The organism is Corynebacterium sp. HMSC077D03, assembly GCF_001808545.1.
Taxonomy (GTDB): Bacteria; Actinomycetota; Actinomycetes; order Mycobacteriales; family Mycobacteriaceae; genus Corynebacterium; species Corynebacterium simulans.
The window spans coordinates 1-21,031 of the sequence record NZ_KV793671.1 but is presented as its reverse complement, the minus strand read 5'-3'; the positions used below and the strand labels follow the sequence as shown (position 1 = coordinate 21,031).

Below are 21,031 nucleotides of genomic sequence, written 5' to 3'. Positions count from 1 at the left end.
CTACAGGCTACCAGCGCCACCCAGGCCTACCGCTTCTCGCCGCGCCGCGGCAGGCGGTAATCACTAGGCCCACGGCTCGTCACCGTTCGGCCAAAGCGCTCCTCGCGCTCCGCTGGCCGACGCCCGCCCCGATTCTTCTGCGGCTGCGAGGCATGGCGGCCTCCCTTACGCTTCGGGGCGGCGTCGAAAAGCTGCGGCTCGGGGATGAAAAACAGACGGTCGAACAGCGGACGGCCGAAGTTCTGCATCGCAGAAATCTGCAGCGGCTCATGGCGCGCGACGTTACACAGCACGCCCATCGAACCGATGGTGATAAGCGCTGCGGAGCCGCCTGCGGAAATCATCGGCAGCTGAATGCCCGTCACAGGAAGAAGACCCACCACATAGCCGATGTTAATGAACGCCTGGATAACAACGCCGACCGTCAATGTGGCGGCCAGCAGCGCCTGGAAAGAATCCTGCGCATTCTTTGCCGTACGCAGCCCGATGTAACCCAGTGCGGCAAACAAGCCGATAACCAGCAAGCCGCCCCACAGCCCGAGTTCCTCGCCGATGATGGCGAAGACGAAGTCATTCTTCGCCTCCGGCAGGTAGAACCACTTCGCACGGGATTGGCCGAGGCCAACGCCCCAGAACCCGCCGTCGGCAAGCGAAAGGAAGCCCTGGTAAGCCTGGAAACCGGTGCCCTGCGTGTCCTCGATGTTGCCGCGGAAAGCATCAAAGTAGGTGTGGAAACGGTGCGTACGGAAGCCGCCGCCCAGAAAGACTGCGGTTAAGCCCAACGCGCCGAGGCCAATGATGGTGGCAGCGACGCGCCAATTCACGCCCGCAAAAAGCAAGGTGAAGATAACCACCAAGGCAAACGACGCCGCCATGCCGATATCGCCCTGCAACACGATGAGCACGAACATCACAGACGCGATGAGCGAGTACATCATGAATGGGTCAGAAAGACGCATCGAACGGTGCGGCTTGCCCGCCAGCGCCGAAGCGCCGTACATCGCTACGGTGACACGTGCGAACTCAGAAGGCTGGAAAGCCACAGGGCCCAGCGGAATCCAGGACTGCGAACCCACCGTCTCACGACCGGTACCCACGCCAGGAATCAACACTGCGATGAGCAAGATGATGGACAAAAGCAGCAGCCACGGCACGAACTTACGCAGCGTATAAGGAGAAACCCGCAGCGCAATCCAGAACAAAATCAGGCCGCCTGCCACGAGCAGGCACTGGCGGATGGCATCTGTCCACACGTTGGAGTTTTCTGTGAAGGAGATCGCCATGGATGCGGAGAACGCCATGAGCACGCCAATGCCAATCAGCGAAAAGATGATAATCCGCAGCAGCTGGTAATCCAGCCCCGGTTGCGCGCGGTAGTGTTGGCGGATTTCGCCCACGCGTTGGCCGAGCGTCTTCGACGCTGGTTGTTGCGGCCTAGTTGCGGTCATGGAGTCTCCTGAATTGCGTGGTTAACGTGCGATGCGCTGGGCGGCTGCGGCGAAGAAGTCACCGCGCTGTGCCATGCCTTGGTACATATCCAACGATGCCCCAGCCGGCGCCAAAAGGACGGTATCGCCGGGTTCGGCGTGTTGCACGGCGACGGTAACCGCCTCCTCCATTGCCCTTAGGGGATCGGTGGATTCGATGACGGTGGTGGCAACTCCACGCTGCTGGAGGGCGTCGTAGAGCACTTGCTTGTCGACGCCCATTACAACCGCTGCTTTTAGCCTTTCCGCGTGGGCGTCGAGAAGATCGCTGACGTCGGCGCCTTTGAGCTGGCCGCCAGCGACCCACACCACATTGTCCAACCCGCGCATCGCGGCTTCGGCTGCGTGGGGATTGGTGGCTTTGGAGTTGTCGATGAAAGCGATGCCGTTATGGCGGTGCACTAGCTCGCCGCGGTGACCGGCGACGGTGTAGCTTTCGAGGCCTTCGGTGATTGAGGCCGGCTCGGCACCGGCGAGCAAAGCAGCGCAGGCGGCTGCTGCGGCGTCGAGAATGCCCGCCATACCAGAGGGCTGAAGGGCGGTGACATCGTCGATGACGGTGGCGCTAACGCCTGCCACGTTGTTAATAACGAGCTGACCGTCGATGACGCCTACTTCCCCATCATTCGGAATGGTGTGGGTAAAAGCGTGGGTGTCTGGAGAAAGCGCGCCGCGTTCTGCGGCGGCATCGGCGTATTCGCGGACCTGGGAGTCGTCGCGGCCGATGACCGCGTGGGCGCCGGCAAGCACCTTTGCCTTGGCCTCAGCGTAGGCACCGAAGGAACCGTGCCAATCGAGGTGGTCGTCGGCAAGGTTGAGAAGTACTCCGACCTCCGCGCGCAGCTGGGAGGACCAATGCAGCTGGAAGGAGGAAAGCTCAGCGACGAGGACGTCCACGCGTGGGCTGGCGGCTAGGGCGTCGAATGGCGAGGTGCCGATGTTTCCGACGGCTTGGGAGCGCTTTCCGGAGCGCTGCTCATCGGCGGCCATGATTGCGGCCAGCATGCCGGTGGTTGTGGTCTTGCCATTGGTGCCCGTGACGGCAAGCCAGGTGCGCGGTGCGCCGAAGACGCTGGCGGCATCAAGACGATAGGCCAGCTCGACATCCCCGATGACCTCTACCCCGGCCGCAGCTGCGGCGAGCAAAAGCGGCGAGGACGGCGCCCAGCCCGGAGAGGTAACAACGAGGGAGTAATCGGCGGGGTTGGCAGTGGCGGCGTCGATTGTGGTGACAGAAAGGTCGGCCTCCAGGCGTGCGCGGGAATCCGCGTTGCCATCAGCCACCACGACGTCGGCGCCGAGGCGCAGCAGTACGCTCGCACAGCCGCGGCCGGACACGCCCGCGCCGGCGACCAAGATGCGCCCGCGCAAGGAATCAGGCAGAGCCGCGGGCGAGACCTCGGAATTGGAGGCAGCAAAATCGAAGGCAGCGGACGACATGACTAGCCCACCAGCCCGATACCGGAATCAGCGAGCCAGTCGCCGTAGAAGATAGCAACGCCGGCCATAGCCGCCATGGCGGCAATCAACCAGAAGCGCACGACCACTGCGGTCTCTGCCCAGCCACCGTTTTCGAAGTGGTGGTGGATTGGAGCCATACGGAAGAAACGCTTACCGCTGGTGCGGAAGACCACGATCTGGATAACAACGGAGACGGTCTCGATGACAAAGAGCGCACCGATGATGATCATCAGCAGCTCGGTGCGGCTGGTCACGGAAATGCCTGCGACGAGGCCACCGAGTGCGAGGGAGCCGGTATCGCCCATGAAGATCTTCGCCGGTGCCGCGTTCCACCACAGGAAGCCCAGACAGCCGCCTAGGCCAGCGGCGGTGAGAACCGCGAGATCCAGCGGGTCGCGGACCTGGTAGCAGCCGGCTGTGAACTCGGTGGCACAAGAGTTGCGGAACTGCCAGAAGGTCATGATGGTATACGCACCCATGACAATCGCGGTGGTGCCGGCTGCGAGACCATCCAGACCATCGGTAAGGTTCACGGCGTTCGACCACGCCGCGATCAAGATGTACATGAAGATCAAGAACACGATGGTTCCCACGATGGTCGGGCCAACCGCGAAGTCGAAAGTCTCAATATCTCGAACGAAGGACAGCTTCGTGGTACCAGGTGTCAGGCCAGTGTCATCCGGGCGCTGCAGGCAGAGCAGGCCAAAAGCCAATGCGAGGGCGAGCTGCCCCACCAACTTGGCGGTCTTGTTTAGGCCCAAGTTGCGCTGCTTGAAAAGCTTGATGAAGTCATCGGCAAAACCCAAGCCGCCGAGGCCCAGAGTCAAGCCCAACACCAAGATTCCGGAGAAGGTAAAGCCACCGTGGCCGGTCACCTGCCCGTAGATTCCCACCGTCAGGTAGCCCACCGTGATACCTGCCAGAATGGCCAGGCCGCCCATGGTCGGGGTGCCGCGCTTGCGCAGGTGCGACTTCGGGCCGTCCTCACGGATCTCCTGACCCTTGCCAACATCCGAGAAATAACGGATGAGCAGCGGGGTGATGAAAATCGCTACGAGAAAGCTGACCACACCAGCGATGATGATCTGTGTCACTTGCTTGGGTTCCTTCTAATATTCGTGAGCTAGCTCTGGTTGAGCTTTTCTGCAACGAGCCACAGGCGTTGGGCATTCGAAGCTTTGACGAGGACGACATCTTTGGCGTCCCTATTTGGCCAATCGTCCACGCCTACTGGCGCGGTACGCAGAAGGCCGTCAACAATTTTTGCGGCCTCATCAACATCGGCACAGATACTAGTATTTATACCCTTTGCTTGTGCCGCTTCCGCCATCGCCCGCGTGTTGACGCTAGTGCCCACGGCCACCAGATGGTCTACGTGGTACTTCGCCAGCTCACTGCCCAACTGGCGGTGCGAGTCGAGTGCGTCCTCGCCGAGCTCGCCCATCTCGCCGAGCACGGCGATGGAACGGGCGTCGGGACGCGCCGCCGCGGTATAAGCCAGCGCGGCGATGGCCGCACGCATGGAGTCTGGGTTTGCGTTGTAGGAGTCATCGATGAGTGTGACACCATCGCGACGGTTGCGCACGTCCATGCGGTGCTCCGACGCAATGCGGTGGCCAGACAGAGCGTTGGCTACCAGCTCGGCGCTTAGTCCCAGCTCGATGGCAGCTGCAGCGGCAGCCAAGGCGTTGGAGACCTGATGCGCGCCGAAAACCTGCAGTTTCACCGGCAGCGGATGCGCGTCTGGGGTATGCATCATGAACGAGGCACGAGCGACATCGTCAAGCTGGACCTGCGTAGCGTAGTACTGCACATTAGAGCCTTGCTTATCCACGGCCGAGTAGTAGACCACCTTCGCATCCGTGCGCGGCGCCATGCCGGCGACGAAAGGATCGTCCGCGTTGAGCACTGCGACGCCGCCGTCTTTCGCGCTCGGTAGGGCCTCGACGAGTTCGCCTTTGGCTTGGGCAATGTTCTCGCGGGAGCCGAACTCACCCAAATGGGCGGAGCCGACGTTCAAGACCACACCGACCTTGGGTGCGGTGATGTTAGTGAGGTGGCGAATGTGGCCGATACCGCGGGCGGACATCTCAGCCACCAAGTATTCGGTGTGCTCGTCGCAACGCAGAGCGGTATAGGGCAGGCCGACCTCGTTGTTAAAAGAGCCCGGAGGCGCGACGGTCTCCCCCGCTGCGCGGAAGATAGTGGCGATGAGATCCTTGGTGGAGGTCTTGCCGGCCGAGCCTGTCACGCCCACGATGTTGAGGGCGGAATCGGTAGCTAGGCGCTGCGTGACCGCGCGTGCCAGTGCGGACAAAGCCTCGATGACTGCGGCGGCTGAGCCGTCTTCATCGTTGGCATAAATGTCAGCGTTGGCGCCGTCGCCTTCGACCTTGCCCTTCGGCTCAACGACAATAGCCGACACGCCAACAGGACGTGCCGCCAGCACAGCAACTGCCCCTGATGCGACTGCTTTTTCTGCAAAATCGTGGCCGTCTACACGAGCACCCGGCAGTGCGAGAAAAAGCCCGCCCGGGGTGACTTTGCGGGAATCGAATTCGACGAATCCAGTCACCTGCACGGAAGGATCTTCCACGCAATCGAGGCGACCGCCAGTGATGTCAGCGATTTCTTGAAGGGTCAATGCAATCATGCTTGTTCCTTTTCCACAGTGTCACCGTACCGCGCATTTTCCTGTGGCGCGTTGCCGGCTAGCTTTTCGTCGAGAGCGCGTGCGAGCTCTTCGCGGTCGTCGAAGTGAACAGTCTCATCGCCGATGATTTGGCCGACCTCGTGGCCCTTGCCTACGACGATGACGGCGTCGCCAGGTGCGGCCCAGCGGACTGCTTCGTCGATGGCGGCGGCACGGGAGCCGACCTCGCGGATATCGGTGGTCGAGGATGCCTCGCGCGCGCCCTCAATGACGGCCGCGCGGATGGTGGCTGGATCCTCGCTGCGCGGATTATCGTCGGTGACCACAACAAGGTCTGCGCGCTCTGCGGCGGCAGCACCCATCAGTGGGCGCTTGGAGGAGTCGCGGTCGCCTCCGGCGCCGACGACCACCGCGAGGCGCCCATCGGTTCCCTCGAGCTGGCCACGCAGGGTATCGAGAACGGCGGCGACTGCGGCCGGCTTATGGGCATAGTCAACCACGGCGACGAATTCCTGGCCGCGGTCGATACGCTCCATGCGGCCTGGAACGGCCACGCGCTCGATGCCGGCCAGGAACTGCTCGACGTCAACGCCAACGGCGGCCGCCATGCCCGTGGCCAGGGCGGCGTTGGCAATATTAAATCTTCCTGGCATCGGCAGCTCGAAGGAATGCTGCTGGCCTGCGAAGTTCATATCCACATGCTGCTCGCCAGTGACCTCGGTGCCGGTCTGGGTCGCGGTGACCAGAGTTGCATCGACGGCGTCGGCCAGTTGCTGTGCCTGCTCTGCTGCGGTGGTGGCAACCACGGTGCGCGGCTTACCGGCGGCGCGCTCCAGCATGCGCTTGCCCCACTCATCGTCGACGCAGATAACGGCGGAGGCGGCGGATTGCGGGCCGTCGAAAAGCGCGGCCTTGGCCCCGAAGTAATCCTCCATCGTCGGGTGGAAGTCAAGGTGATCTTGGCTGAGGTTGCTGAAACCGCCGACCTTGAAGTGTGTGCCCCGCACGCGGCCCAGCTCGAGAGCGTGGGAGGAAACCTCCATGACCACGTGGGTAACCCCCTCCGCGAGCATGCGTGCGAACAGCTCCTGCAGCGTCGGTGCTTCCGGGGTAGTCAACTTGGTGGGAACCGGCGTGCGGTTGATACGAGTGCCGGTGGTGCCGATGAGACCGACCTTGTAGCCAGCGTGGAGCAAGCCCGCCTCAAGCAGGTAGCTGGTGGTCGTCTTGCCGGAGGTGCCGGTGACCGCAATGACGGTCAGCGACTTCGTCGGGTGCTCATAGATTTCTGCGGCGATGAGCCCCAGCACGGCGCGGATGTCTTCGACCACGATGATCGGGCGGCGCTCCCCTGCTTCCTGCAAGTGCTGCAGGCCGGCTTCGTCGGTGAGGATCGCCGCTGCTTCGGTGCCGCCGGCGAACTGGGCGCCATGCACGCGGGTTCCGGGCAACGCTGCAAAGAGGCCGCCCGCAGCAATCGCCTTGGAGTCGAGACTGCAGGAGGAAACAGTGACGGTCTCGTCACCGATAACGCGCCCGCCGCCGATAGTAGCGAGGCTTTCTAGGTCTACGCTCATTGCTTTCTCCCCTTTTTGTAGTGCGAAGGTGTGGTATTCGTTGAAGTTTTTATTGAGCGCGCAGGGTCAGCTCCGGCGCGGGCTTGGACGGTGGAATGTTGTCGCGGTTGAGCAGCCAGCTAGCGATGTCCTTGAACACCGGCGCAGCAGACTGGCCGCCGGAACCGTTGTCGTTGACGCCCGACTGCGGTTCGTCGAGCATGATGGCGACGACGAAACGAGGGTCGTCGGCAGGCGCGATGCCCGCGAAAGTGATCCAGTACGCGGAGTTGGAGTAGGCGCCGGTCTTCTCATCGACCTTCTGGGCGGTGCCCGTCTTACCGGAAAGCTGATAGCCCTCGATGTTATTGCCACCCGCGGTGCCGTTCTGGACGCCATTTGGATCCTTCTGGAACACGGCGCGGAACATATCGACGGTGGTCTTCGCGGTTTCCTCGCTAACCACGCGGGTCTTGCGCGGCTCGTCGAGTTTTTCCTTCTCGCCGTCTGGGCCGGTGATAGAGGAAATAATGCGCGGTTCGATGCGCTCGCCGCCGTTGGCAAGCGCTTGGTAGACGCTGGCCAATTGCAGGGTGGTCCAGGACTGGCCCTGGCCGATGGGCAGGTTGGCGAAGGTGCCGCCGGACCACTGTTCCTGAGCCGGTACGAGGCCTGCGGATTCATTTGGCAGTTCAATGCCGGTGGTCTCGCCAAGGCCGAAGGCCTCGAGATACTTGGCGTAGCGTTCCTGGCCCAGCTTCTGGGCGAGCATCAGGGTACCGACGTTGGAAGACTTACCGAAGATACCCGTAGTGGTGTACGGCTCGACGCCGTGCTGCCACGCATCGTTGACGGTCACACCGGACATGTCGATGGAGCCCGGGACTTGGTGGACCTCGTCCGGAGTGGTGACGCCTTCCTGCAATGCGGCAGCGGCGGTGATCACCTTGGCAACGGAACCTGGCTCATAAGGGTGGGACACGCTCCGGTTGTCGAAGGCCTTGTCTTCTTTGAGCTGCTTTTCGATGTCCTTGTTTGGGTCGATGGTGCCTGTGTTAGCCATGGCAAGAACCTCGCCGGTAGCAACGTCGAGAACGACTGCTTGGGCGTTCTTCGCCTTGGAGTTCACGCGGGCCTTTTCGAGCTTTTGCTGGACATAGGTCTGCAGGTCTAGGTCGAGGGTCAAGGTGACGTTCTTGCCGTCTGTAGCTGGAACCTGATCGCGCAGGGTGCCCGGGATGGCTTGGCCACTGGTGGAAACGTCCTCGGTGGAGCTGCCGTCGATACCGGTCAGTGTGGAATCGCCGGAGGCCTCGAAACCGAACTGGCCTTGGCCGTCCATGGAAACCTTACCGATGACGTTTTCGGCAATTGCGCCGTTGGGGTACTGGCGGATCTGCTGCTCGTCGGCAGCCAAGCCGTGGTACTCCTCGGCGATCTTTACGGCGACGTCAGGATCGACGTTGCGGACCAAGACCTCATACTGCGTATCAGCGTGGAGCTTATCGAGAATGTGCTTGGAATTGACGTCGCCAGTGCTAAGGCCCGCGGCCTTGATCTTGTCTGGGATGCCCTCAGCCATCTCCTTCAGGCGGGACTCGACCTTGTCATCTAGGAACTTGTTGCGGGAGGCTTCGTCCATGCTGTCGAAAGAATCCTCGCCAGTTGCCTCAATCTCTTCCTGCTCCCGTAGCTCTTCGCGCAAGCGGGTCGGGGAAACGGTCAGCGAGCGGGACTTCATGGTGTAGGCAAGGCGCTGGCCGTTGCGGTCAACAATCTCACCGCGGCGGGCGGAGTCGATGTAGACACGGGAACGCTGTGCCACCGCCTTCGCGGCAAGATCCGGGCCCCACACGAGCTGTACCCAGGCTAGGCGCCCGCCCAGGATAACGAGGACGACCATCAGCGCAGAAACGACGGTTTTAACGCGCTTGCTAAGGATTTCCTTCTGCGGCAAGAACTTGAAGCGGCCGGGTGCCGCAGGACCGCGGGTTTGCTTATCACGGCTGGCGGCAGTGACGCGCTCACTCGGACGCAGCGCATTGGCACGCGGCATGGCAGAGCCAGTGTTGGCTCCTCGATGGGTGCGGTTAGTGGGACGGCCCTGACGGTAGCCTTCGTTGCGTCCCAGGCGGCTTTGGTTATTGCGATCCGCAGGGGTGCCCCTGCCGGCGCGCCCCTGGTCCCTCCGGGAACCGCCATAGCGGTCACCTGAATTGGGTCGAGTCACAAAGTCACCTTTTCCTTTTGCCGATTATCTTTTTACAGCTCATCGCGCTGCAGACAGTCTTGGATCAAGATTTTGCCCTATAAATGCGATGTGCTCGCGCAGGCACGCGCGAGCACATCCGAAGAAACCACATTCACAGCTAGTTGGCATACGGCGCTTGCGCCGGAATGTTTGGCAATTCCACCTGCGCGCCTGGTGCCGGCGATGAGGCGTTCTCTTCACCTGGCTGTCGGTCCGTGCGTTGGCGGCCTTGCGGCACCTCGTTCAAGCTACCGGAAACATCCTTGGTTGCATCCGGGTCACTGGAAGCCTGTCCCGGTCGAACCGGTGCGCCGTTGACGTCAACGATTGCTTCGGTTGCCGGATCCGCTGGGCGCTTCTCTTGCGGGTTACCTTCTGGGTCAACCTCAACGATGCCCGGCTGCGTCGGAACGCCCATCTTGGCCTCGTTGGCACGGCGCGCTACGTCGGATGCCGAACGCACGTTTTCGAGGTCGCGGTTCAAAGTCTCAAGCTGGTTATCCAGCTCAGACTCCTGGGCAGTGAGATCCTTGACCACGAAGGTCTGCGCGGTGGAGATACCGGACAGCCACATGGAGACGACCACGCCGAAAATCAGCAAGCCGATTGCGATGAAAGATAGCCGGGTAAACAGCGAGTTCTTCTTGGTGGTTTGCTGCGGAAGCCGGCGGCCACGGAAAGACACGACTTGCTTCGAACCCAAGCGGTTGCCGCGGCGCGTCGGCACTTGTGTGCGATGCGGGACGCGGCGCGGAGTACGCTGTGGGACCGCACGGCGGCCTGGCTCGAGAAGAGTCGTGGCGGCTCCGGTATCAGTTCCGGTAGTAAAGTCGCGGCTCGCCCCCATGGTGCGGGTCCTTCCTAGTGCTGGGTTCTGAAAAGTCTGTGCGGAGTAGTTACGTTCAGGGATGCGTTCGTTGAGACTCATGACGTGCCTCCCGGTGGGTGCAGCGAAGGCTCACCCTCAAGACGCTCGATAGCGCGGACGCGAACCGAAGCAGCGCGGGAGTTTTCCTCGATCTCTTCGGCGCTCGCCTTTTCCGCACCGCGGGTGACGGTCTTGAACTTCGGAGCGGTACCCGGCAGGTCCATCGGCAAACCGGCGGGAGTTTTCGACTTCGTCAGCTCGGCAAAAGCCTGTTTGACGATGCGATCTTCCAACGACTGATAGCTCATGAACACCGCACGCCCGCCCACGGTGAGCGCGTCAGTGATGACAGGAATAACCTGCTCGATTGCCTCCAACTCGCGGTTAACCTCCACGCGCAGCGCCTGGAAAGTGCGCTTTGCAGGGTGCCCGCCAGTGCGGCGGGTGGCAGCCGGGATGGTGGCATAAAGCAGTTCAACGAGGCGCTCAGAGTTGCTAAAGGGCTCCTTCTCGCGCTCCTTGAGGACGGCGGAGGCAATCTTTCCGGCGAAGCGTTCGTCGCCGTAGGTCTTCAAGATACGCGCCAAATCGCCGTGGCTATAAGTATTGAGGATGTCCGCAGCGGTAATCCCATGCGAAGGGTCCATGCGCATATCCAAAGGCGCGTCGGTCTTATAAGCAAAACCGCGCTCGACCTGGTCAAGCTGCATCGAGGAAACGCCCAAATCGAAGAGCGCTCCGGCGATTCCGTGCTCACGCGCGACGTCGAAAATCGCGCCCTCTGCGCGCTCGATTTCCGCACACACATCATCAAAGCGGGCATTCACGCCGACGAAGCGATCTCCGAAGGGCGCAAGGCGTTCGGTGGCTGCCGCCAAGGAGGCGCCATCGCGGTCGACACCAATTACGCGGACGTTGGGGAACTTGTTCAAGAAGTACTCGGTGTGCCCGCCGGCCCCCAAGGTGCCGTCGATAAGCACTGCGTTATCGCCCGCAACAGCAGGTTCTAGCAGCTGTGCCATGCGCTCACGCATAACCGGCACGTGGCCGTGATTATCCGCTACGTCGTAATTTACTGCCGAGTTATTGTCCTGAGCCGTCATCGCTGCTAGTCACCCCCCACTTATGAAAAATTGTCTTACAGTGCAAAAGAGTGCGTATAGGGCCCTGTCCGAGGCAGGTTTCTGATATCGGGGAAGTACACCAGAGCATCCACCTCGGGCAGAGTCCGTACACGCACTCATCGCTAGCTGCATGTCTAAAGCAAGCCAGCGAGTACGTCATCGGCGTCTGCCGCCGAGTAAGCATCTTCAGTTTGCGCCTGGTACTCAGCCCACGCGGCTGCGTCCCAGATTTCAAGGAAGTCCACCGAACCGACAACCACGCACTCCTTCTTGAGGCTTGCGTACTCGCGGTGGGCTGCTGAAAGCGTGATTCGCCCGTGCCCATCTGGCCTTTGCTCGTCCGCACTTGCTGCCAAGTTACGGATAAACGCACGCGCATCTGGGTTCGTACGAGATACCGCCGCCGCTTTTCGCGCTCGCGCCGCAAACTCCTCACGCGGGTACACCGCTAAGGAATGGTCCTGACCTTTGGTGACCATGAGGCCACCCGCCAGCTCTTCACGGAACTTCGCTGGAAGCGTTAGCCGCCCTTTGTCATCGAGCTTGGGAGTGTAGGTACCGAGAAACATCCCGGGTCCACCTTCCTGTTACTCGAAACTCCGGATTCCTCTGTGCAGCCCCTCGCGCCGGCAGATGTTCAACACACATCCACAGGCCCTCGGTTCTACACTGTGCCCCACTCTACCCCACTTTCCCCCACTTCTGTCACCCTCGACTGCGTGTTTAAAAGTTTTCCGACAAATCAGCCAAGGTAGAAGACCGTTTTGATGGTGGGAAGAATTCCCCAGCCACCCCCTTGACAACGCCCTACAAACACCCCAATTACCCCACCAATCACACCAACATATTGCGTCCCACCGCTACCTTGAACCCCGCATATTGCGATTAGCGCAGTCCCCGCTCAGCCCGCGATGCGCGTTTACGGCTACCCCAATTGCAGCTGCTGGCCCGGGTATCGACGTTTGGCGGCCCGTCTTTATATCCGTTTCGACAAATACCCAGGGCCGGAAACCCAGAGTTCAAGGACGGTTTTCAATCACCCCATAGCGAACTAAACCACGAACAGGAAGTCTGGTTTTCCAGGGCTGGTAATCCTCTTGAACACCCCACAGCCGCCTCGCACGCCGCCGGGATACGCACCGCCCAACACACACAAAAGGCCACACCCCCTCCCCGCGGTGGGGCAAAGTGGGGAATGTGGGGCGAAGTGGGGGATGTGGGGCGAAGTGGGAGATAGAGCTCAGAGAAAACTAAAAGCCCGCATCCAGAAGGATGCGGACCCTAGCACCAAAGAAGCTGGCAGCTTATTCGAAACGGCGGCGGAAGTTCTCCTCAAGGCGGGAGCTCACGCCTTGACGGTTGCCAGCCGGGCGGCGCGGCGCGCTATAGCTAACGGCCTCTTTACGGCCGCGCAGCATCCACACGCCAGCACCGAACATCACGAGGAAGCCCAGCACAGACAAGGCCACAAACCACAGTGACTGCTGCGCCAAAGCTACGCCGCCAACCATCAGCAAAAGGCCAACAACGATGAGGGCAACCCCGCGCAAGGTAATGGCGCCGCCGCTACCGAAGCCAGAGTCACCCGTAACGGAGGAACCAAACTTGGGATCATCCTGCATCAAGGATCGTTCAATTTCACGCAGTGCCTGCTGCTCGTGCTCGGAAAGCGACACTTTTCCTCCAATTGATCTCAATGGGCATCGGGCCAAAAATCCACGCTGCGGTGCACCTACGCGCCACCGCGCAGGTTTTGGGTTACACCCTGATGCGTGAACTACTAACTATCTAACGCCCAGAGTAATCAGTAAGTTCCCGCAAGCACAGTCTGCCCCCACCGCTATTGGGCAACGTCACACCCGGAGCAAATAACTGACCCCGACACCACGCGGCTAGGCAGCAAGAGAACCGAAGACAATCCCCTCTTCAACCTCTGCCAAAAATTCCGCAGCCAAGGCCATTAGCCTTACAACGACTTCTTCATCCGGCGCATCATCCAGCCCGGAGGCTACACGAGAACGAAGGCGGGAATATCCACGGAAACGCTCCGCCCAATCCTTTTCGGAAGCGCCCACCATGGCCAGCTGCTCCCACGCACTCGAGGGCAACCGGCGCCGCTTTGACACTGCGGAATCTGCAATACGCGCACCGGCAGTGCGCAGACCTGTCTGGTATGCAAACTCGAGGGCTTGGTCCCAACGCTCAGCGGCAGCCATGGCGCGGGCCTGCGACAGAAGGTCTCCGGCTTGCGTTAGAAAACGGTCGCGCTTGAACGCGCCTGCGGCAGCGCGCGACCCCTTGAACTGTGCTGTTGCAGAAATAACCTGTGCCATGATGCTCCTCCTTTGCTGTTGTTAACCATAAATCTAGAGCGTGCGCTGGACATCTACTTCCAGATTAGTTCAAATGTTCGAATAAGGCAATGGTTTTCCCACTACAGCCAAATATTTTCGAACATGCCCTCCCCTCTTCGGGGCATCGCCAAGCAGGGCAGGAACTTTTGCCGGAATTCCTTGTCGAACTCTGCCAAGATCTGCTGATATTAAAGACGTGAGTTTTCGTATTCGTCGCTTGAGCCCGCAAGAGTTCGCCATGCTGGCGCCCCCATTGGTCGATATTTACATCGCCGCGATGGGCTATAGCCCCGCCATGCGTGCAAACCGCATCAAGGCGTGGAAAGACGACGTCATGCGGCCGGGATTTACGGCGGTAATCGCGGAAGATGAGTATGGAATAGGCGGCGTCGCTTATGGCTTCATCGGTTCGCCCGACACCTGGTGGGACCGGCAGCTACGGAGGGGATTCGCCGAGGCCGGCGGAGCCACTCAGGAGCAGCTGGAGATTCTTCACAACTACTTTGAGCTCGCCGAGATTCATGTCGCGCCGAACCTGCAAGGGCATGGGCTGGGATTGGCGCTAATAAAGGAGCTGGCGTGGAACGCTCCTGCCAGTTACCTTTTACTGTCGACGCCGGAGGTCCCCGACGAGGCCAACGCGGCATTTCGGCTCTACCGTAAGGTGGGATTCTTCGATGTGCTGCGCGAGTTGGAATACCCCGCTGATTCCCGTGCCTTTGCAATTCTCGCGGCACGCCTGCCGCTTTCCACCACGTAACAGGGAATGTCCGGTTCAACAGGTAACGTGTGGGGAGTGAAAGACAACAGCATTCCTTCCCTAGAGCAGTTCCCGGATACCGCCCGCGAAAAGCTCCTAGAGTTTTTAGACCAGCGCCGCCCCGAGGTCGCCGAAATCGGCGGCCCCGTCGTTGGCGCCACGTCTTACCTGGAAAACTTTGTCCTCGACGGCGGCAAGCGTATCCGCCCCACCTACGCGTGGGCGGGTTTCTTGGGCGCACGTGGCTTGGACGGCGAGGAAGATCCGCAGGCCATGGCCACCGCCGCATCGTCGCTGGAATTCATTCAGGCCTGCGCGCTTATCCATGATGACATCATCGATTCCTCTGATACCCGCCGCGGCAACCCCACGGTGCATCGCGCCGTCGCAGCGCAGCATCGCGCACAAGACTTCCACGGTGACGCAGACTTCTTTGGTCAGTCGGTTGCCATCCTCGTCGGTGACCTCGCACTAGCTTGGGCCGAAGACATGCTGCAAGGTTCAGGTCTAAGCAGCGCGGCTTTGCAGCGTGCGCGCGGCCCATGGGCGGGCATGCGCACCGAAGTCATCGGCGGCCAGCTGCTCGATATCTCGCTAGAGGCAGCGGGCTCTGAGGACCCCACTTTGGCCAATTCTGTGAACCGTTATAAGACGGCCGCCTACACCATCGAGCGTCCTCTGCATTTGGGCGCCGCGGTGGCAGGTGCTGACGCCGCGCTTATCAGCGCTTTCCGTGGCTACGGCCGCGACATCGGCATTGCCTTCCAGCTCCGCGATGATCAGCTGGGCGTCTTTGGTGACCCAGAAATCACCGGCAAGCCCGCCGGTGATGACCTGCGCGAAGGCAAGCGCACCGTGCTGCTCTCGCTGGCTTTGCAGCGCGCTGATGAAAAGGACCCAGCATCCGCGAAGGTGCTGCGCTCGCTCATTGGCAACACGGAAGACCCAGCCGAAATCGCGCAGATGGCTCAAATCATCGCTGACTCCGGCGCCCCGCAAATGCTGGAGGAGCAGATTTCGGCCCTAACCGAGTCCGGCTTGGGCCACTTGCGCAAGGCCCATGTTGATCCTGCAGTCACTGAGACCCTCGAGGCACTGGCTATTAAGTCCACTGCCCGTCGAATGTAGGCACTATGACCGCACCTGAGAAAGGTCACAAGACTTATACCGTGCGCCTGCCCAATGCGCTGCCGGTGGGAATCATCGCCAGCATCATCTTGGCCTTTGCCTCGTTTTCGGGCGGCGCCACGCGCAATCGCGGCGGTTTCCTCGAAGCGCTAAACGTCGGCTTCTTGGCTTATGGCCACGGCCGCAACGTGGGCATGGTGCTCTACTGGGTCGGCTTGTTTGGTCTGGTTGCGGCCTGGATTTTGGCAGGCCGCCAGGTTATTAATCCGCAGCTGAAGAACCCTCAGCACAAAGGTGGCCTACGCTCTATCCGCATCATGTTGAGCGCTTGGATTGCGCCTTTGCTCTTCGCCGCTCCCCTGGCCTCCCGCGATGTCTATTCCTATCTGATGCAGGGCGCCATGGTGCGCGATGGCTTCGATCCTTATACGGAAGGCGCGGCGGTCAATCCAGGCCCGTTCCTGCTGGAGGTCTCCCATGACTGGCGCAACACCACTACCCCATATGGCCCGCTGCACTTGTGGATGGCCGAGGCAGTCACGCGCGTAGTCGGGGACAATGTGGCCGCCGGTATCATCATCTACAAGGCGATTTCCCTGCTTGGCTTTGCGGTCATCGCGTGGGCGATTGTGCATCTCACCCGTGCCCTTGGCGGCGATCCTGCCCTAGCGCTGTGGCTTGGCGTGGCCAACCCAGTGGTGGTTTTGCACTTGGTAGCGGGCATGCACAACGAGTCCGTTATGGTGGCTTTGGTATCACTCGGCCTGCTGGCTGCAGTGAAGAAACGCTTCCACATTGGCTTGCTGCTCATTGGCGTCGCGGTGGCGCTTAAAGCCACAGCTATCTTCGCAGCTCCCTTCGTGGTGTGGATGATGGTGCTGCACTATGCGCCGGGCTCGGCCTCGCGCGGGCGCCAGCTTGGTGCTTTTGTGCTCTCCGGCATCGTGGCTTTGGCTGAGGTAGGCCTTGCAGTGGCTGCGATTACCTGGGCTTCGGGCAGCTCCTGGGGCTGGCTTTCGCAGATCAGCGGCAACTCTAAGGTGGTCAATCCCCTAGCTGGCCCTACCTTTGCCGCCGATGTCATGATTCCGTTGATTCAGATCTTCAGCCCGGATACCACCTACAACGGCGTGCTGAACGTACTGCGCACCATTTCGATGGTTTTGATGCTCATCGGCTTGGTGGCCATGTGGTGGCTGGGCCGCGGCAGCGTGCGCCGTGCCATCGCCGGCACTGCGGGCGCCTACCAGGTGGCGTTCCTCTTCAATTCGGTGACGCTGCCTTGGTACTACGCCTCGGTGCTGACGCTGATGGGCACCTTCCGCCCACCGCTGTTGCTGCTGAAGATAACCACCGGCGTTTCGCTGTTTATCGGCGTCGCTTTCTCCGGCGATGGCAACCACCAGCTCTATAACTGGTGGTGGGATATCGCCATGGTCGTTGCCGCGTGGGCTTTAACGCAGTGGATCTTCGCTGGCGTCAGCCCCAAGATCGGCGATGGGCTGCGTAGGAACGCAGCCCAGGAACCCATAAAAGCAGAGTCTGCAGAAAAAGCTACTGCCTAGAAAGCAGAAGCCTGCGCGCGGCGGATAACTTCGCGTGCCAGGTGGCCGTGCAAGGCGTCGATCGGGCGGCCCGGGAGAGTTTCATCTTCGGTGAAAAGATGGATGAAGATCTCCTGGTCACTAAAACCGCCGTCGCTAAGCACGGTGATAACGCCTGAAACATACTTGGAGATAACGCCCTTCTGATTAAAGAAGGCAGCCGGCACCAAGCGGGTACCTTCTGCGTTGCGCCACGCGATGAACTTGCGGGCGCCCAGCAGATCAAACACGCGGGTAATCTGCAGGTCGAGCTTGTCCGCCACCTCTTGCAGCGTCAACAGCTCCTCGCCTTCCAGGAGGGCAGCGATTTCTTCGTTCTTGGCCTGTTCGGAATTCATCTGTGGATTAGTCACAGACACAACCTTAGCCGGATACCACATCGCTGCGTCTATCAGCCATACTGGATTACATGACAAGGCTGGAAGTAGGCGACATTCTCGAGGACCGCTATCGCGTCGATCGGCCGATCGCGCGGGGCGGCATGTCCACGGTTTATCGCTGCGTCGACATGCGCTTAGGCCGTGCGGTGGCGGCGAAGGTAATGCATGAGCACTATCAAGACGATCCGGCCTTTGTGAAGCGTTTCGAGCGCGAGGCCCGCGCGATGGCACAGCTGCAGCATCCAAACCTCGTGGGAGTGCATGACTTCTCTTCCGATGGCGTGCCGATTTTTCTCATCATGGAACTTATCACCGGCGGCACCTTGCGCGAGCTGCTCGCCGAGCGCGGCCCCATGCCGGCACACGCCGCGGCGGCGGTCATGCGCCCGATGCTCATGGGCTTGGATGAAGTCCATCGCGCGGGTTTAGTCCATCGCGATATCAAGCCAGACAACGTGCTGATTACCGCACAGAGCCGCGTGAAGTTGGGGGATTTTGGTCTAGTGCGGTCGGCCGCAGCGGAGCGGGGCTCGAGCCAGATCATCGGTACGGTGTCGTATCTTTCACCAGAGCAGGTCACCGGTGAGCCGATTACGGCGGCCTCCGATGTTTATTCCGCCGGCATCGTCCTCTTCGAGCTTCTAACAGGCAGCGTTCCTTTCCGTGGCGCTACCCCATTGGAGCACGCGCAGGCACGCCTGCAGGCAGACGTGCCGGCACCTTCGTCCCGCATTGCGGGAGTGCCGAAGCTTTTCGACGCCCTCGTCGCCACCGCCACGGCGCGAGAGAAGGCCGAGCGCTTTGCCGACGCAGGCGAGTTCTTGGACGCGCTTGACGACATCACGCGGGAGCTCGCACTCCCCGACTTCACTGTCCCTGTCCCCCGCAACGCTGCCGCCGCCCGCACTGCCGAGCAGCCCACGGATTTCTCCGGCACAGGTGCTACCCACGTCTTCGATGCCACCACGGCGTTGGAAAGCCCGGCGCCCCAGCCGCGGCCTGCCGAAGAAGAACCGGTAACCGAATACGTTCCGCAGCAGCCGCAGCGCGCGCCTCTTAGCTTCGAAACGCGCGCCGATACGCCAGCCGCCCCGCGGCCGGCGGCCTATCCATCGCAGACACGCATCGATCCCTACGCCGGGCAGGTGCCCCCGACTCCGCAAACTCCCCCGGCTCCGATGCCGCAGCGGGCGCCGGCTCCTGCCCCGCAACAACACAATCAGCTCTCCCGCATCGCGGAGGAGGAACCAGAAGAGCGCCGGGAAACTAACCGCAGTGTCTTCTCACTGCTGCTTTTCCTGGCGCTCGTGGCACTAGCTACCGTCGCCGTGGCGATCGGCGGCTGGTGGTTTGGCTCAGGCAACTACGGCTTCTTGCCGCAGTTCCTAGCCTAAGTAGCGGTCTTTGCCCGCTAGTTGCGCAGCATCTCCGCTATGAGGAAGGACAACTCCAGGGACTGCTGGGTGTTGAGACGCGGGTCCACTGCGGACTCGTAACGACCCGGCAGGTCTAGGTCGGTGATGTCCTCAGCGCCGCCCAAGCACTCGGTGACGTCCTCGCCGGTGAACTCAAGGTGCACGCCGCCTGGGTGGGTGCCCAGCTCGCGGTGGACCTCGAAGAAGCCTTGGACCTCGTCGACGATCTTGTCGAAGTGACGGGTCTTGTAACCATTCGACGCCGTGAAGGTGTTGCCATGCATTGGATCGCACTGCCAGACCACCTTGTGGCCGGAGTCTTCTACTGCCTTGACCACTGCTGGCAAGACGGTACGCACCTTGTCGTGGCCCATGCGGGTGATCATGGTCAGGCGTCCTGGTTCGCGGTTCGGGTCGAGCTTTTCTGCGTACTCCACCGCCTGCTCCGGGGTAACTCCAGGGCCAAGCTTGATGCCCACGGGGTTACCGATGAGCGCGGCGAAGTTGACGTGGAAGTCCTCGAGGCCGCGGGTACGCTCACCAATCCACAGTTGGTGGGCGGAAAGATCATAAAGCTTGGTCTCGCCGTTGGTGTCCACGCCAAGGCGCAGCATGGAACGCTCGTAGTCCTTCAACAGGGCCTCGTGGGAGCAGTAGATCTCAGCAGAACGTAGGGTCTCGTCAGAAACTCCGCAGGCGTTCATGAAAGCCAGGCCGTTTTCGATTTCATCGGCCAGCGCCTGGTAGCGCGCACCAGCCGAGGAGTTTGCCACGAATTCGCGGTTCCACTCGTGCAGGCGGTACAGGTCGGCGGTGCCAGACGAAGTCAACGAACGCACCAGGTTCATGGCAGCCGAAGAATTAGCGTAGGCCCGAATCATGCGGGCTGGGTCGTGACGCCGGGCCTCTTCGGTGGGCTCAACACCGTTGACGATGTCGCCGCGGTAGTTGAGCAAACCTTTTGAGTCCATGTCCGCCGAACGCGGCTTCGCGTACTGACCGGCGATGCGACCCAACTTCACAACTGGGGTCGAAGCGCCATAGGTGAGCACCACTGCCATCTGCAGCAAGGTTTTCACGTTGCCGCGGATGTGCGGCTCGGTATTGGATTCAAAGGTCTCAGCGCAGTCCCCGCCTTGCAGCAGGAATGCCTTGCCGAGCGCGACGTCGGCAAGCTTGCGCTTAAGCTCCTCAATCTCCGGTGCCACGACAATGGGCGGCACGGATTCCAGAATCTTGCGCACGTTATCTGCCTGCGCGCGATCCCAGCTCGGCTGCTGCTTGGCATTGCGTGCGATGGCATCCCGGAATCGCTCCTCGATGCCGGCAGGCAAAGGCGGAAGATCCGGAAGTGCTTCTTTAGGGATATCTACTGTCCAACTCACATGGCTATTTAACCATTAGCCCCCTGCCGCAGGATAGTTTGGGACTAGATAGTTACTTGGTTGGCCCTTGTCAGCGGTAGTGCCTCCATGCAGGCGCGAAACTTGGCTAGGTTATGACGGGCGTCGACAAGCGCGTCGTGATTGCCCTGCGGCACCGGCGGCAACTTTGGGCAGCCGGCGAATTCCCAGTACTGCTTGAGCTCGCGGGTATAGCGCGGGATGCGCTTGGGCAAGCCCGCCATATCGCCCCACAACTGGGCCAAAACCACGTGGTCATAGGCACCCACCCAAGCCCAGAGCTCGACCGGAGTGGAATGCTTGGTGAGAAACTCTATGAGCTCCTCGCGAATGCGATCGCGCGACTTCCAGACGGGATCGCTCGGGGAAGGCAGCTTATCGAGAACGTTCTCGCGCACCCACGCGTTGGCATGCGCGGGGTTGAAGTCGGTAGATACCGCATAAAATTCGCTGCCATCTTCGCCGACGATGCCAATGGAGACCAGCTCGATGGTCTTTCCATTCTCAATAAACTCGGTGTCATAGAAGTAGCGCACGGGGCCTAATCTTACTTGGCTTCCCATTACGTTGTTAGCAGTTCCACCCCA

The 21,031-nt window shown here is 61.0% G+C and carries 18 protein-coding genes; 4 read left to right on the top strand and 14 right to left on the bottom strand.

Annotated features, from left to right (window positions below; translation table 11 throughout):
* Positions 1–26: 26 nt before the first annotated feature.
* From HMPREF2888_RS02885 to HMPREF2888_RS02835, 11 genes are all read right to left on the bottom strand, one after another.
* Entirely contained in the window at positions 27–1,448 is a 1,422-nt protein-coding gene (locus HMPREF2888_RS02885) for an FtsW/RodA/SpoVE family cell cycle protein (RefSeq protein WP_061923488.1), read from the bottom strand.
* 21 nt (positions 1,449–1,469) lie between these two features.
* Positions 1,470–2,927, bottom strand: coding sequence for a UDP-N-acetylmuramoyl-L-alanine--D-glutamate ligase (gene murD, locus HMPREF2888_RS02880; protein WP_061923491.1), 1,458 nt, complete (start codon positions 2,925–2,927; stop codon positions 1,470–1,472).
* Between the two features lie 2 nt (positions 2,928–2,929).
* A complete protein-coding gene (gene mraY / locus HMPREF2888_RS02875; RefSeq protein ID WP_061923494.1) occupies positions 2,930–4,042 on the bottom strand; it encodes a phospho-N-acetylmuramoyl-pentapeptide-transferase in 1,113 nt (370 codons plus the stop codon).
* 29 nt (positions 4,043–4,071) lie between these two features.
* The gene (gene murF, locus HMPREF2888_RS02870; protein WP_061923497.1) at positions 4,072–5,601 is read right to left on the bottom strand and encodes a UDP-N-acetylmuramoyl-tripeptide--D-alanyl-D-alanine ligase; all 1,530 of its coding nucleotides are present in this window, start codon (positions 5,599–5,601) and stop codon (positions 4,072–4,074) included.
* A complete protein-coding gene (locus HMPREF2888_RS02865; protein WP_061923499.1) occupies positions 5,598–7,178 on the bottom strand; it encodes a UDP-N-acetylmuramoyl-L-alanyl-D-glutamate--2,6-diaminopimelate ligase in 1,581 nt (526 codons plus the stop codon). The genes murF and HMPREF2888_RS02865 overlap by 4 nt, the downstream gene beginning before the upstream one ends.
* Before the next feature lie 49 nt (positions 7,179–7,227).
* Positions 7,228–9,060, bottom strand: a complete 1,833-nt coding sequence (locus HMPREF2888_RS02860; RefSeq protein ID WP_061923698.1) for a peptidoglycan D,D-transpeptidase FtsI family protein — start codon at positions 9,058–9,060, stop codon at positions 7,228–7,230.
* Positions 9,061–9,526: 466 nt separating this feature from the next.
* Positions 9,527–10,336, bottom strand: coding sequence for a cell division protein FtsL (locus HMPREF2888_RS12825; RefSeq protein WP_235591058.1), 810 nt, complete (start codon positions 10,334–10,336; stop codon positions 9,527–9,529).
* Positions 10,333–11,379: a 16S rRNA (cytosine(1402)-N(4))-methyltransferase RsmH gene (rsmH, locus tag HMPREF2888_RS02850; RefSeq protein ID WP_061923501.1), complete on the bottom strand. Its 1,047-nt coding sequence runs from the start codon at positions 11,377–11,379 to the stop codon at positions 10,333–10,335. The genes HMPREF2888_RS12825 and rsmH overlap by 4 nt, the downstream gene beginning before the upstream one ends.
* A 155-nt stretch (positions 11,380–11,534) precedes the next feature.
* Entirely contained in the window at positions 11,535–11,969 is a 435-nt protein-coding gene (gene mraZ / locus HMPREF2888_RS02845; RefSeq protein ID WP_061923504.1) for a division/cell wall cluster transcriptional repressor MraZ, read from the bottom strand.
* Positions 11,970–12,704: 735 nt separating this feature from the next.
* Positions 12,705–13,076 (bottom strand): DUF3040 domain-containing protein, encoded by a 372-nt coding sequence (locus HMPREF2888_RS02840; RefSeq protein WP_062043940.1) that lies wholly within the window; start codon positions 13,074–13,076, stop codon positions 12,705–12,707.
* A 216-nt stretch (positions 13,077–13,292) separates the two neighbouring features.
* On the bottom strand, positions 13,293–13,733 hold the full coding sequence (locus HMPREF2888_RS02835) for an SAV_6107 family HEPN domain-containing protein (RefSeq protein WP_062043937.1): 441 nt from the start codon (positions 13,731–13,733) through the stop codon (positions 13,293–13,295).
* A 217-nt stretch (positions 13,734–13,950) separates the two neighbouring features.
* Here HMPREF2888_RS02835 and HMPREF2888_RS02830 point away from each other — a divergent pair, with 217 nt between their 5' ends.
* Genes HMPREF2888_RS02830 through HMPREF2888_RS02820 form a run of 3 tightly spaced genes read left to right on the top strand, consistent with a single transcriptional unit; the run spans position 13,951 to position 17,207 of the window.
* Entirely contained in the window at positions 13,951–14,514 is a 564-nt protein-coding gene (locus tag HMPREF2888_RS02830; protein ID WP_062043934.1) for a GNAT family N-acetyltransferase, read from the top strand.
* Positions 14,515–14,550: 36 nt separating this feature from the next.
* Complete coding sequence (locus tag HMPREF2888_RS02825) at positions 14,551–15,642, top strand: polyprenyl synthetase family protein (protein ID WP_246815027.1); 1,092 nt, start codon at positions 14,551–14,553, stop codon at positions 15,640–15,642.
* A gap of 5 nt (positions 15,643–15,647) precedes the next feature.
* Positions 15,648–17,207 (top strand): alpha-(1->6)-mannopyranosyltransferase A, encoded by a 1,560-nt coding sequence (locus tag HMPREF2888_RS02820; RefSeq protein WP_070518213.1) that lies wholly within the window; start codon positions 15,648–15,650, stop codon positions 17,205–17,207.
* On the opposite strand, the gene HMPREF2888_RS02815 is transcribed toward HMPREF2888_RS02820, so the two are convergent.
* Positions 17,204–17,584, bottom strand: coding sequence for an Rv2175c family DNA-binding protein (locus HMPREF2888_RS02815; RefSeq protein WP_235591065.1), 381 nt, complete (start codon positions 17,582–17,584; stop codon positions 17,204–17,206). The two genes, HMPREF2888_RS02820 and HMPREF2888_RS02815, sit on opposite strands and share 4 nt — an antisense overlap.
* 71 nt (positions 17,585–17,655) lie before the next feature.
* On the opposite strand from HMPREF2888_RS02815, the gene HMPREF2888_RS02810 reads away from it, so the two are divergent.
* Entirely contained in the window at positions 17,656–19,020 is a 1,365-nt protein-coding gene (locus HMPREF2888_RS02810; RefSeq protein ID WP_061923525.1) for a protein kinase domain-containing protein, read from the top strand.
* 17 nt (positions 19,021–19,037) lie between these two features.
* On the opposite strand, the gene HMPREF2888_RS02805 is transcribed toward HMPREF2888_RS02810, so the two are convergent.
* Positions 19,038–20,426 (bottom strand): class II 3-deoxy-7-phosphoheptulonate synthase, encoded by a 1,389-nt coding sequence (locus HMPREF2888_RS02805; RefSeq protein ID WP_061923528.1) that lies wholly within the window; start codon positions 20,424–20,426, stop codon positions 19,038–19,040.
* Positions 20,427–20,470: 44 nt separating this feature from the next.
* Positions 20,471–20,980 (bottom strand): polyadenylate-specific 3'-exoribonuclease AS, encoded by a 510-nt coding sequence (locus HMPREF2888_RS02800; protein ID WP_061923531.1) that lies wholly within the window; start codon positions 20,978–20,980, stop codon positions 20,471–20,473.
* Positions 20,981–21,031 lie beyond the last annotated feature (51 nt).

Excerpts from the sequence above, each read along its gene's own strand:
- HMPREF2888_RS02885 (WP_061923488.1), bottom strand. The coding sequence starts at position 1,448 with ATGACCGCAACTAGGCCGCAACAACCAGCGTCGAAGACGCTCGGCCAA.
- murD (WP_061923491.1), bottom strand. The coding sequence starts at position 2,927 with ATGTCGTCCGCTGCCTTCGATTTTGCTGCCTCCAATTCCGAGGTCTCG.
- murF (WP_061923497.1), bottom strand. The coding sequence starts at position 5,601 with ATGATTGCATTGACCCTTCAAGAAATCGCTGACATCACTGGCGGTCGC.
- HMPREF2888_RS02865 (WP_061923499.1), bottom strand. The coding sequence starts at position 7,178 with ATGAGCGTAGACCTAGAAAGCCTCGCTACTATCGGCGGCGGGCGCGTT.
- HMPREF2888_RS02860 (WP_061923698.1), bottom strand. The coding sequence starts at position 9,060 with ATGGTCGTCCTCGTTATCCTGGGCGGGCGCCTAGCCTGGGTACAGCTC.
- HMPREF2888_RS12825 (WP_235591058.1), bottom strand. The coding sequence starts at position 10,336 with ATGAGTCTCAACGAACGCATCCCTGAACGTAACTACTCCGCACAGACT.
- rsmH (WP_061923501.1), bottom strand. The coding sequence starts at position 11,379 with ATGACGGCTCAGGACAATAACTCGGCAGTAAATTACGACGTAGCGGAT.
- mraZ (WP_061923504.1), bottom strand. The coding sequence starts at position 11,969 with ATGTTTCTCGGTACCTACACTCCCAAGCTCGATGACAAAGGGCGGCTA.
- HMPREF2888_RS02835 (WP_062043937.1), bottom strand. The coding sequence starts at position 13,733 with ATGGCACAGGTTATTTCTGCAACAGCACAGTTCAAGGGGTCGCGCGCT.
- HMPREF2888_RS02820 (WP_070518213.1), top strand. The coding sequence starts at position 15,648 with ATGACCGCACCTGAGAAAGGTCACAAGACTTATACCGTGCGCCTGCCC.
- HMPREF2888_RS02815 (WP_235591065.1), bottom strand. The coding sequence starts at position 17,584 with ATGAATTCCGAACAGGCCAAGAACGAAGAAATCGCTGCCCTCCTGGAA.
- HMPREF2888_RS02810 (WP_061923525.1), top strand. The coding sequence starts at position 17,656 with ATGACAAGGCTGGAAGTAGGCGACATTCTCGAGGACCGCTATCGCGTC.